This window comes from Rhodoplanes sp. (genome assembly GCF_013377085.1).
Taxonomy (GTDB): domain Bacteria; phylum Pseudomonadota; class Alphaproteobacteria; order Rhizobiales; family Xanthobacteraceae; genus Rhodoplanes.
On record NZ_JACAAX010000077.1, the window covers coordinates 1 to 11379 of the forward strand.

9 protein-coding genes and 1 pseudogene are annotated in these 11379 nt (G+C 68.9%); 5 read left to right on the top strand and 5 right to left on the bottom strand.

Annotation, left to right across the window (positions count from 1 at the left end; translation table 11 throughout):
* A pseudogene (locus HXX10_RS28490) lies at positions 1–333 on the bottom strand (hypothetical protein); the annotation flags it as partial.
* Positions 334–456: 123 nt separating this feature from the next.
* On the opposite strand from HXX10_RS28490, the gene atoS reads away from it, so the two are divergent.
* Together atoS and atoC are read left to right on the top strand one after the other, a co-directional pair.
* The gene (gene atoS / locus HXX10_RS28495; protein WP_296526831.1) at positions 457–2310 is read left to right on the top strand and encodes a two-component system sensor histidine kinase AtoS; all 1854 of its coding nucleotides are present in this window, start codon (positions 457–459) and stop codon (positions 2308–2310) included.
* Positions 2307–3716, top strand: coding sequence for an acetoacetate metabolism transcriptional regulator AtoC (gene atoC / locus HXX10_RS28500; RefSeq protein ID WP_296526833.1), 1410 nt, complete (start codon positions 2307–2309; stop codon positions 3714–3716). Before atoS ends, atoC begins: the two co-directional genes overlap by 4 nt.
* A gap of 181 nt (positions 3717–3897) precedes the next feature.
* Here the strand turns inward: atoC and HXX10_RS28505 are convergent, their stop codons facing one another.
* On the bottom strand, positions 3898–4104 hold the full coding sequence (locus HXX10_RS28505; protein WP_296526835.1) for a hypothetical protein: 207 nt from the start codon (positions 4102–4104) through the stop codon (positions 3898–3900).
* Between the two features lie 292 nt (positions 4105–4396).
* On the opposite strand from HXX10_RS28505, the gene HXX10_RS28510 reads away from it, so the two are divergent.
* Both HXX10_RS28510 and HXX10_RS28515 read left to right on the top strand, forming a co-directional pair.
* Entirely contained in the window at positions 4397–5947 is a 1551-nt protein-coding gene (locus tag HXX10_RS28510) for a DUF1800 domain-containing protein (protein WP_296526837.1), read from the top strand.
* 41 nt (positions 5948–5988) lie between these two features.
* Positions 5989–7191, top strand: a complete 1203-nt coding sequence (locus HXX10_RS28515; protein ID WP_296526846.1) for a DUF1501 domain-containing protein — start codon at positions 5989–5991, stop codon at positions 7189–7191.
* Between the two features lie 313 nt (positions 7192–7504).
* Here the strand turns inward: HXX10_RS28515 and HXX10_RS28520 are convergent, their stop codons facing one another.
* The 3 genes from HXX10_RS28520 to HXX10_RS28530 all read right to left on the bottom strand — a co-directional run bounded on the left by HXX10_RS28520 (position 7505) and on the right by HXX10_RS28530 (position 10115).
* Entirely contained in the window at positions 7505–7723 is a 219-nt protein-coding gene (locus HXX10_RS28520) for a type II toxin-antitoxin system Phd/YefM family antitoxin (protein ID WP_296526839.1), read from the bottom strand.
* A 633-nt stretch (positions 7724–8356) separates the two neighbouring features.
* Positions 8357–9523: an Mrp/NBP35 family ATP-binding protein gene (locus tag HXX10_RS28525; protein ID WP_296526840.1), complete on the bottom strand. Its 1167-nt coding sequence runs from the start codon at positions 9521–9523 to the stop codon at positions 8357–8359.
* Between the two features lie 274 nt (positions 9524–9797).
* Positions 9798–10115 (bottom strand): multidrug efflux SMR transporter, encoded by a 318-nt coding sequence (locus HXX10_RS28530; protein WP_296526842.1) that lies wholly within the window; start codon positions 10113–10115, stop codon positions 9798–9800.
* Positions 10116–10261: 146 nt separating this feature from the next.
* Between HXX10_RS28530 and HXX10_RS28535 the strand changes: the two genes are divergently transcribed.
* A complete protein-coding gene (locus HXX10_RS28535; protein WP_296526844.1) occupies positions 10262–11131 on the top strand; it encodes an NAD(P)-dependent oxidoreductase in 870 nt (289 codons plus the stop codon).
* The last annotated feature ends 248 nt before the right edge of the window (positions 11132–11379 follow it).

The window sequence follows — 11379 nt, forward strand, 5'->3', positions numbered from 1 at the left end:
GACCCCCATGAACCCGCCGATCATCAACGAGGCGCCGTCGGGAATCTTCGCGACGGCCTCCTCGATGGCGGTGACCTTGGACATGTCACAATCCCTTTCCGAAAGGCTCTGGGCGCCGGAACGTCGATCGCGGGAGTCGCGAGCGGCGGGCGCGCCGGGAGCGTGCCACGCGTCTGGTTCCGCAAGGCCCGTGCCATGTGCGAAAAGGCCCGGTTTACCGAAGGATCCGAGATTTTCGGTCCGACCGCTGGCCGGCGCACCCGCGCAGTTCGGTGCGCCACTGCGCAATTTCTTGCGCACCGGAGCACCGCCGCGGATCGGCAGGATGCGCACGACGCCGTGCCCGTGGAACGCGACCGCATCCGAAACTTCACGACTTGTCCGCGTGCCGCAGCGGCGCAATAAGATGACGACTCCGAGGGCGCCGACGGCGCCCGCTCCCCGAGGCGTCATCCGGTGCGTCTAGCCGATCTCCGCCGCCTGCTTCCCGTGCGCACGCTGCGCATGCGCCTGATGCTGACGTCGCTGCTCGTGGTCGCGCTGCCGATCGCCATCGTCGGCGTCGCGCTCGAGCGCGAAGGCCGCCAGGCGCTGCGCAGCGAGAAGGAAGACAAGCTGTTCGCGCTGGCGCGCGTCCTCGATGCCGACCTCGGTCCCGGCTACGACGCGCTGCTCGCCGACCTACCGAGCGGCTGGAGCGACCACGACGCTGCGGTCCGGCATCTCAACGCCAAGCTCGTCGTGATCACGGACCGCATCGCCGCTGCGGCGCCCGGCGTCGGCGCCGGCTACTACTCGAAGCGCCTCGACGCCATCATCACCTATGGACCGAGCCGCGACCATGCCAACACGGTCGGCCTTGCCATCCCCCAGGACCATCCGGGCCGCAGCGTGATGGAGACCGAGGTGGCGCGCACCGAGGTCGGCACGCTGGTGCGCGGACCGATCCTCAACGCCATGCTGCCGATCATCCGCAACGGCGAGGCGATCGGCTACATCTGGACCAACGAGTTCTCGGACGCCATCGAGGCGCAGGCGAGCGCCATCGACTACGCCGTGGTGGTCGCCAGCCTCGGCGGCCTCGTCGTCGCCTTCGGCATCATCAGCATTCTGTCGCGGCGGCTGTCGCGCGAGGTCGGCGTCATCGTGCACGGCCTCGCCGACATGAAGCGCGACCTGAGACGCCCGATCCCGCCGCTGCGCGACGAGCTCGGCGACATCGTCGAGGCGATCAACGGCATGGCCAAGGCGCTGCTGCACGCACGCTCGCTCAACGAGAACATCCTGGCGAGCGTCGCCGACGCCATCGTCGCGGTCGACCCCGGCGGCCGGATCACCTCGGTCAATCCGGCCGCCGAGCTGCTCTACGGCGTCACCGCCGCCGAGGTCATCGGCAAGCCCTATCGCAGCCTGTTCTCCAAGACCGCCAAGGTCGACAGCGTGCTGCTCGACACGCTGGAGACCGGCCGCGTGCATGCCGCCGTCACCATCGACCTGCCGCGCGCCGAGCAGACGCTGCAGATCAACGCCACCTCCAGCGTGCTGCGCGACGGCGACGGCAAACGCATCGGCGCCGTGGTGGTGCTCAAGGACGTCAGCGAGCGCGAGCGCCTGATGGTGCAGGTGATGCGGGCCGACCGCCTCGCTGCGCTCGGCGAGCTGACGGCCGGCATCGCCCACGAGGTCCGCAATCCCCTCACCTCGATCCGCGGCTTCATCCAGTATCTCGACGAGTGCGAGAGCCTGGAGGAATGGCGCGCCTACGGCCCGCTGATCATCCGCCAGGTCGACAGCCTCAACCACATCGTCGGCGAGCTTTTGGCTTTCGGCCGGCCGCAGCCGCCGCGCATCGGCACGGTCGACGTGGCGCATCTCATCGAGGAGATGGCGTTCCTGGCGCGCGGCAAGTCGGATGCGCGCATCGAGCTTAACTGTGACGGCAGCTTCCCGACCATCGAGGCCGACGGCGAGGCGTTGAAGCAGGCGCTGCTCAATCTGATCATCAACGCCATTCAGGCAATTCCGGACGGCGGCACCGTCACGGTGTCGACCCGGACCGAGGACGAGCACACCGTGTCGATCAAGGTGGTCGACGACGGCATCGGCGTCGCACCCGAGAATCTCGACAAGGTGTTCGACCCGTTCTTCTCGACCAAGCCCAGCGGCACCGGCCTCGGCCTCGCCATGGTCCATCGCATCGTCGACGCCCATCGCGGCGTCATCACGTTCGACAGCCGGCCCGGCCAGGGCACGACGGTCGAGATCCGCCTGCCCATCGTCCACGCGCAAGAAGTCGAGACCGTCTCATGAGCGTCCCCGCCCCCGCCGTGCTGGTCGTCGACGACGACGAGGCGATCCGCCGGATGCTGACCGCGGTCCTGACCAAGGAGGGCGCCGCCGTCGCGGTCGCCGAGGACGGCGTCGAGGCGACCGAGGCGTTTCGCCGCCGCCACGCCGACGTGGTGCTGATGGACATCCGCATGCCGCGCATGAACGGCCTCGACGCCATGAAGGCGATCCTCGAGGTCGACCGCGGCGCCGCCGTGATCCTGATGACGGCCTTCGCCGAGGTGGGCACCGCCGTGAAGGCCGTCAAGGACGGCGCCTTCGACTACGTGATCAAGCCGTTCGACATCGAGGAGATCCGCCTGCTGGTGCGCCGTGCGCTCGAGATCCGCTCCATGCGGGCCGACATCGTGTCGTTGCGCCGGGAGCTGTCGGAGCGGTACGGCGCAGAAGGCATCCTCACCGACAATCCGCGCATGCTGGAGCTGCGGGCGACCATCGCCAAGGTGGCGCGCTCGGCCGCGACCGTGCTGATCCAGGGCGAGAGCGGCACCGGCAAGGAGCTGGTCGCCGCCGCCGTGCACTACGGCAGTCCGCGGGCGACCGGACCGTTCGTCAAGGTCAACTGCGCCGCCATCCCCGAGGGCCTGCTGGAGAGCGAGTTCTTCGGCCACGAGAAGGGCTCCTTCACGGGCGCGGTCGGCCGAAGGCGGGGCCGCTTCGAGCAGGCCGAGCACGGCACGCTGTTTCTCGACGAGATCGGCGAGATCTCGACGGGCCTGCAGGTGAAGCTTTTACGCGTCCTGCAGGAGCGCGAGTTCGAGCGGGTCGGCGGCGCCGCCCCGATCAAGACCGACGTGCGCATCGTCGCCGCCACCAACCGCGACCTCGACGCCATGGTGCGGGCCGGCACCTTCCGGCAGGATCTCTTTTTTCGCCTCAACGTCGTGACCCTGAAGACCATCCCGCTGCGCGACCGGCCGGAGGACATCCGCCTGCTCGCCGGGCATTTTCTGGAGCGATTCGCCGCCCAGAACGATCTGGTGATTCGCGGCATCGATCCGGCCACCATGGACTGCCTGCTCGCCTATGACTGGCCCGGCAATGTGCGCGAGCTCGCCAATGCCATCGAGCGCGCCGTGGTGATGAGCACGACCAGCGTGATTCTCCCGGAGGACCTGCCCGAGCAGGTGGTGCGGGGGCACGCGCATGGCGCCGCCGCGGACGGTGGCGACGAGGTCGACGGCGTCGAGGCCGGCCGACCGCTGCGCGAGCTGGTCAACGAGTTCGAGACCAAGGTGATCCGCTCGGCCCTCGCCCACAATGGCGGCAACCGCGCCCGCACCGCGGTGGCGCTCGGCATCAGCCGCCGCGCGCTGCTCTACAAGCTGCAGGAATACGCCCTCGGCGCCCGCGAAGGGGCGGAGTGAGGGGGCGGAGTGAGGCTTTCGGTCATTCCGGGGCGTGGACCGGAGGTCCGCGAGCCCGGAATCCATACACACAGAGCGGGGCCATCGGTTCCGGGCTCGCCGCTGCGCGGCGCCCCGGAACGACGAGCCGGTGGACCGACGCGCTGGCGGGCTGGCAGATTCAACCCAGCCGACTGTCGCCCTACAGCGTCTCCTGCTCGTGCCCGCATTCCTTGCAGGTGTAGCGCACCCGAATCTGGCCCTTGGGCGCCGTGACGCGGTTCTTGCCGCCGCAGCGGCCGCAGGTCGCCTCGATCCGGGTGTCGCCCTGCTTGATGGTGAGGCCGCGCCGCTCGATCGCCTCGCGGATCAGGCGCTCGGTTTCCTCGCGCATCTCTTGTTTCGACATGACATCCCGTCCCGATCTCGACCCGTAGTCGCACCCTTGCCCGAGCACACGCCCGGCGCACGGCGCGCCGCGAACACGCCGGAATCCCGACGCGACGCCGGAGGAGTAGACTGCCGCGGGCTGCGGGACAAGGCGTCCGCGCCGGAACCGCCTATCGCAATGCCGTGACGTCGCGTCGACGCCGCCCGTGTGCCGCCGATCCAGCCGATTTCGGCCACACTCCGTTCAGTCGGCATTCAGCGCCCCTGACGCTCAATCGACCGGACCATCACCTGCCCCGAGGACTGTTGAAATGCTTCGACGATCGGCGCTGGCGCTGACGCTCGCCGCCGTGGCGGGCGCCGTGGCGCTCGCCTCCCCGCCCCTCCTGCGGTCCGCCGGCGCGACAGAGCCCTGCCAGGACTGCACCCTGAGGGACGTCGCCCTGGTCGACGCACTCACCTTCGGGGTCGACGGCACGACGCTGGCGGCGCTGCAGACGCAGGGCCGCGAGGCCTGGCTGCAGGCGCAGCTCCATCCCCCGGCCGGCGACCGCCTGCCCGAGGCCGCACAAAGACAGCTCGACGCGTTGCCGGCGCGCCAGAAATCCGCCTTCGATCTCGCCACCGGCTTCGCCGAGCAGGCGCGCGCCGCCGGCGAGATGGCCGATCCGGACCAGAAGGCTGCGGCCCGCAAGGCCGTCCAGGAGGGCATGAGCGACGTCGCCCGCCAGTCCGCGACGGCCTTCGTGCTGCGCGCCCTCTACGCGCCCGACCAGCTCCGCGAGCGGCTCACCTGGTTCTGGCTCAACCATTTCAACGTCCACCAGGCCAAGGCCAATCTGCGGCTCCTGGTCGGCGACTACGAGGACCGGGCGATCCGCCCGCATGCGCTCGGCCGCTTCCGCGATCTGCTGATGGCGACGCTGCGCCACCCGGCGATGCTGCGCTATCTCGACAATGCCGAGAACGCCGCAGGCCACATCAACGAGAACTACGCGCGCGAGATCATGGAGCTGCACACCATGGGGGTGGGCTCCGGCTATGCGCAGAAGGACGTCGAGGAGCTCGCCCGCATCCTCACCGGCGTCGGCATCGACCAGAAGCCGGAGAACCCGAGGCTGAAGCCCGAGCTGCAGCCGCTCCTCGTGCGCGACGGGCTGTTCGAGTTCAATCCGGCGCGCCACGATTTCGGCGACAAGCTTCTGCTCGGCCATGCCATCAAGGGCCGCGGCTTTGGCGAGGTCGAGGAGGCGGTCGACATTCTGTGCCGGCAGCCGGCGACGGCGCGGCGCGTCGCCCTTCAGCTCGCCACCTATTTCGTCGCCGACAATCCGCCGCCCGCCCTGGTCGAGCGCATGGCGCAGCGCTTCACCGCCACCGACGGCGACATCGCCGCCATGCTCGACACCATGGTGCACGCGCCGGAGCTCACGGCCTCGCTCGGACGGCGCTTCAAGGATCCGGTGCGCTATGTCTTGTCGGCCGTGCGGCTCGCCTATGACGGCAAGGTGATCACCAACGCGGCCCCGATCCAGAACTGGTTCAACCGCTTGGCGGAGGGGCTGTACAATCACCAGACGCCGGACGGCTACGCGCTCGTCTCGTCGGCCTGGAACGGCTCCGGCCAGATGATGACGCGGTTCGAGATCGCCCGCCAGATCGGCTCGAACGCGGCCGGGCTGTTCAAGTCCGCCGGGCCTGATGCCGTCGACCGACCGGCCTTTCCGCTGCTCCAGAACGGCCTCTGGTTCTCGACCCTGCACCGACGGCTGTCCAGGCAAACGCTCGCCGCGCTCGACCAGGCGATCTCGCCGCAGGACTGGAACACGCTGTTCCTCTCCTCGCCGGAATTCATGCAGTGACGGGCCGTGAGGGATCGATCATGCCCAGAGATCGTTTGAAGATTCACCGTCGTGATTTGCTCACAGGCCTCGCCGCGCTCGCGCCCATGACGCTGGCGTCCATGACGGTCGCGGGCCGCGTGTGGGCGGCGCCGAAGGCCGATGCGCGCCTGCTCGTGGTGTTTTTGCGCGGCGCTTACGATGCGGCCAATGTCGTCATCCCGATCGGCAGCGAGTTCTACTACGCCGCGCGGCCGACGCTGGCGATCGCCCGGCCCGATCCGGCCGTGGCGACCTCGGCGATCGCGCTCGACCGCGACTGGGGCCTTCACCCTGCGTTGCGCAGCACCATCCTGCCCCTGTGGCAGAAGGGCCAGGTCGCCTTCGTGCCGTTCGCCGGCACGGACGACGTCACCAGGAGTCATTTCGAGACGCAGGACACCATCGAGCTCGGGCAGGACATCAAGGGCACGCGCGACTATCGCTCCGGCTTCATGGCGCGGCTCGCCGCGACGCTGACACGGGTGCGGCCGATCGCCTTCACGGAGCAGATGCCGCTCGCCTTCCAGGGCGGCGAGGCGGTGCCCAACATCGCCATCAACACGGTCGGCAAGCCCGGCATCGACGCGCGCCAGGCGAGCCTGATCACCTCGATGTACGAGGGCCGGCCGCTCGCCGCCGCGGTGCAGGAAGGGTTTCGCGTGCGCGACGACGTGTTCAACGCCGTCACCGAGCACATGATGGAGGCGAGCCGCGGCGCCGTGTCGCCCAAAGGCTTCGAGCTGTCGGCGCGCCGCATCGGCCGGCTGATGCGCGAGCAGTTCAATCTCGGCTTCGTCGATGTCGGCGGCTGGGACACCCACGTCAACCAGGGCGGCGCCACCGGCTATCTCGCCGACCGCCTCGCCGAGCTCGGCCGCGGCCTGTCCGGCTTTGCCGAAGAGATCGGCCCGCAATGGACCAACACCGTGGTGGTGGTCGTCTCCGAATTCGGCCGCACGTTCCGCGAAAACGGCAACCGCGGCACCGACCACGGCCACGGCAGCGTCTACTGGGTGCTGGGCGGGGCGCTGAAAGGCGGCCGCATCGCCGGCGACCAGGTCGCGGTCGACCAGCCGCACCTGTTCCAGAACCGCGACTATCCGGTCCTGACCGACTACCGCGCCCTGCTGGCCGGCCTCTTCCAGCGGCTTTATGGGCTCGATCAGGCGGCCCTGCACCGGGTGTTCGCGGGGGTGAAGGGGAAGGATTTAGGGCTGGTGTAACACCCGCTACTAGAAACTCCGACCCGTCATGGCCGCGCTCGTCGCGGCCATCCACGTCTCGAACGCTCGTCGGAACAAAGACCGTGGATGGCCGGGACAAGCCCTGCCATGACGACCTTATTAGACTCCGTGGGGAATAACCGAATCAAGGCGCCTGTCCGCCCTCACCCTGAGGAGGCTGCGAAGCAGCCGTCTCGAAGGGCGAGGGCGGCCACCGCCGCGGCCACATGGTTCGAGGCTCGCTTAGCTCGCACCTCACCATGAGGTCAGGAGTGGCCAAACGTGGCAGCGGCGATGCCTGCCGCCACTGACCTCACTCAATGCGATCGAAATCAGCTCCGCCGGGAAATTCCTTGAGGAACGCCAGGAAGTCGCGTTTCTCATCCGGATAGAGCTTGCGCGCAGCATCCACCGGCACCAGCACGGCGACGGCCTTTCCGTCCCGCATGATCGTAGTTGGCTCACCGTGCTCGGCGGCGGTGACCAGAGAGGGAAGCAAATCTGCAGCGTCTTGCGCCGGCACGAATTTCATTGCGACGCCCCGCTCTTAACAGAGACTGGAAGTTCCTCTGCGCACCAGTTGCGCTGCTAAAACATTCCGATAGGCAGAAGCGGCTGATCGAGCAATCTCATCCAAGCGTCGAACACGTTCTGAAGGACTGATGAAAGAGCACGCCTATCACCGTCTTTCCGTGATACGATAACCTGCTCGGCCCCGCCATATTTCCCCTCGCCGTAGCGCAATTCCCCGTAACCAGTTCCGATCGTTATCACCGCGTTAGCGGAACTGACGGTCGCATTCTGTCGATTGAGTTTGTGGTGCTTGAAAGCCTCAGCGACATCCCTCAACAGATTTACATCACCTATTCGATCCGCAGATCTGAGATAGACGCACTGATGTTGTAATGCCGACCGAACGTCGTCAATTCTCGCGAACCTGGGCAGAGTCCCCGACCCTTCTATCAGGAGCACGTCAGAAAATTGGTGTAGCTCGATCGTCGCTGTGCGAGCAGTCCGTATCACCTTCTCTCGGGCCGATTTGAACTCTGCCTGATCATCGTTTTCCCGAGCCATATTCAGATCACATTCGGCATCGCGGTATGCGATCAATGCCGGACGGACAATCTTCTGAAAGTGATCCAGAGCCGCGTTCATACAAGTGCATCTACGCCTCTATAACAATCTTCGGCGCCGCCCGGCCCCCCGCGCCCGCGAGCTGGTCCCGCACCTTCGTCGCGATCTCCCGATACACCGCGGCATGCGGGCCGTCCGGCGCGGTCGCCACCACGGGGCGGCCGGAGTCGGAAGTCTCGCGGATGTCCATGTGCAGCGGCACCTCGCCCAGGAAGGGCACGCCGAGGCGGGCGGCCTCGTCGCGGGCGCCGCCGTGGCCGAAGATGTCGGAGCGCTCGCCGCATTTGGGGCAGAGGAAGTAGCTCATGTTCTCGACGATGCCGAGCACCGGCACGTTGACGCGGCCGAACATGGCGATGCCGCGCCGCGCGTCGATCAGCGCGAGGTCCTGCGGGGTCGAGACGATCACGGCGCCCCGCAGCGGCACCTGCTGGGCCATGGTGAGCTGGGCGTCGCCGGTGCCGGGCGGCATGTCGACCACCAGCACGTCGAGCGTGCCCCAGTCGACGTCGCGCAGCATCTGGGTCAGCGCCGACATCACCATCGGGCCGCGCCAGATCATCGGCGTCTCCTCCTCCACCAGGAAGCCGATCGACATCACCTCGAGCCCGAACCCTTTCATCGGGATCAGCTTGTTGCCGGGCCCCATCTGCGGCTTGCCCTTGATGCCGAGCAGGCGCGGCACCGAGGGGCCGTAGATGTCGGCGTCGAGGAGGCCGACGCGCTGGCCGATGGCGGCGAGGCCGAGGGCCAGATTGACGGCCGTGGTCGATTTTCCCACCCCGCCCTTGCCCGAGGCGACCGCGATGATGGCGGAGACACCCGGCACGGCCGGCTGCTGCGGCGCGCCACCCCCGCCGCCGGCGCCCGGAGCATGCGCGTGGCCGTGACCACCGGCCACACCCGCCGGTGCGGCAGCCGGACGGGCCGCGGCCCCGCCGCCCCCGCCGCCGGCGCGCTCGGCCGTCAGCGCCACCATGGCCGATGTGATGCCCGGGATCGCCTTGACGGCCGCCTCGGCGGCGGCCCGCACCGGATCCCAGGCCTTGACGGTCGCGGCATCCACCGTGATGGAGAAAAACACCTTGCCGTCGCCGACGACGATTTCCGACAGCGTGCCGCTCTCGGTCAGCGGCAGCCCGCCCGGGGTCTTCACCCGCGACAGGCTCGCGAGAACGTCGTCCTTGGTCGGCGCCATGCTGATCTCCCCTGCCCGGTTCCGCGCCGGCGCGGCCGGGTCGTTGTCGGTCGGGTGAACATAAGGACGCGCCGACCAGGGTCAACGGCGGGACCGCTGCCCTCTCGTGCACCCTCCCCTGGGTGTCGCGGCTTTGCCGCGACGGGAGGGTCGGGGCGCGCGACAGCGCGCACCGGGGTGGGGTGAAGCCGCAAAGACCGGCTTCGCCGATCACCCCCTCCCGGACCGCTTCGAGGTCCGACCTCCCCCCTCCAGGGAGAGGTGAAGCGGCGCCCTACCCCATCTTCAGGCCGACGATGCCCAGCACGATCAGCCCGACCGAGGCGAAGCGCAGCACCGTGCCGGGGTCTCCGAAAGCCCAGACGCCGACCACGAAGGCGCCGACCGCGCCGATCCCGGTCCATACCGCATAGGCCGTGCCCATCGGGATCTCGCGTTGCGCCAGCAGCAGCAGCGCCCCGCTCGTCGTGATGCAGACGATGGCGAATCCGATCCACAACCATCGGATGCCCTGTTCGGCCCAGCCGAGCTTCAGGCCGATCGGCCAGCCGATCTCGCAAACCCCCGCCAGCAGCAGAAAAACCCACGCCATCCGTCGCTCCGTCGTCCCTCGCCGCGTCCCGTCCGCGCCGAATCGGTTGACGGCGCGCGAGCGGCCGGCACATTGGCCGTCCACCAAGTCAGCCGCAAGACGGCCGGCACGGACCGCCGGCCGACGACACTCCAAAGGACAACGCCATGGCGAAAGTCGCCTTTCTCGGTCTCGGCGTGATGGGATACCCGATGGCTGGCCATCTCGCGGAAAAGGGCGGCCACGAGGTCACGGTCTACAACCGCTCGCCCGAGAAGGCGCTGCGCTGGGTCGGCCAGCACGGCGGCCGCTGGGCGGCAACGCCGCGCGAGGCCGCCCTGGGCCAGGACTTCGTCATGGCCTGTGTCGGCAACGACGACGACCTCCGCCAGGTGACGCTGGGGCCGGACGGCGCCTTCGCGGCGATGGGCCGGGACAGCGTCTTTGTCGATCACACCACGGCCTCGGCCGAGATCGCCCGCGAGCTGGCGGAAGCGGCCGCGGCGCAAAGCTTTGCCGCCATCGACGCGCCGGTGTCCGGCGGCCAGGCCGGCGCCGAGAACGGCATCCTCACGGTGATGTGCGGTGGCGACGCCGACGCCTTCGCCCGCGCCGACAAGGTCATCGCCTCCTATGCGCGCGCCTGCACCCTGATGGGCCCGGCCGGCGCCGGCCAACTGGCCAAGATGTGCAACCAGATCTGCATAGGCGGCCTCGTCCAGGGGCTCGCCGAGGCGCTGCATTTCGCCATGCGGGCCGGCCTCGACACCGAGAAGCTGATCGCCACCATCTCCAAGGGCGCGGCCCAGTCCTGGCAGATGGAGAACCGCCACAAGACCATGGTGGCGGGCGAGTTCGACTTCGGCTTCGCGGTCGACTGGATGCGCAAGGACCTCGCCATCGTGCTGGCCGAGGCGCGGCAGAACGGCGCCACCCTGCCGGTGACGGCGCTGGTCGACCAGTTCTATGCCGAGGTCCAGGCGATGGGCGGACGGCGCTGGGACACGTCGAGCCTGATCGCCCGGCTGGAGCGCTGACCGCTCGCCGTCCCCACGCCGCGCCTGCGCCGGTCCGTCCCAGCGCGGCCGAGCCGAGAGCGCCGTCGCAAAACAAGGCGGGCGCCGCGATCGCGGCGCCCGTTTTGTTTCGTCCGACCGGCCCGCCGCCTCAGCGGCAGACCTGCTGGCCGTTCACGACAGTGCATTTCTTCGGCGGCGCCGGAGGCGGCGCAGCAGGCCGCGGCGGCGGCGGTGGCGGCGGCGGAGCCGCCCGCGCGACCGGCGGA